Source organism: Marinicella pacifica (assembly GCF_014636635.1).
Lineage (GTDB): Bacteria > Pseudomonadota > Gammaproteobacteria > Xanthomonadales > Marinicellaceae > Marinicella > Marinicella pacifica.
In genome coordinates this window covers 1-504 of sequence record NZ_BMEO01000043.1, presented here as the reverse complement: position 1 = coordinate 504, position 504 = coordinate 1, and the positions used below count along the sequence as shown (strand labels likewise).

1 protein-coding gene is annotated in these 504 nt (G+C 42.3%); it reads right to left on the bottom strand.

From position 1 onward, the window contains the following. The coding region (locus IEV16_RS13325) for a transposase (protein ID WP_188366211.1) at positions 1 to 504 on the bottom strand (504 nt) is incomplete at both ends.

The following is a 504-nucleotide window of genomic DNA, read 5'->3' as shown; positions in this document are numbered from 1 at the left end:
TTTTGACCTTCAGGACATTCATAATAATCACCTTGATGATGGTAAGTGTATTGCCGTTTATAAAAGTAACCTTTCTTGTGATTGGGTCTTCGATAACTTATGACGCCATATAATTTCCTGTCTTCTATGCCCTTACAGATACTGGCAGTAAAGTAGCCGGCATCCAATCCCACCGCTGTTGGTTTTAGGGAAAATCGTTCAACCTGTCTGTCTATGCGAGATAGGTAAGGTATCGAGTCGTGAACATTGCCGGCTGTGACATGAACATCGGTGATGAAGTTACAGTAACCATCAACTGTACGATGATCAAGGTAGAAAAAACCTTTGGGCTTTCCGTCTCTGACCATATAGCCGCTGTCCGGGTCTGTGGTGCTTTGTTTGATTATTTTTGTTTCAGGCTTTTGTTCTTTAGCCTTAAGAGGCTTTTTTCCATGACTTTTACGATCCTCCGTTACCGACTGTTCAAGTGCTTGAATATAGTCTTTGCTATTGACCCGGCCTTGT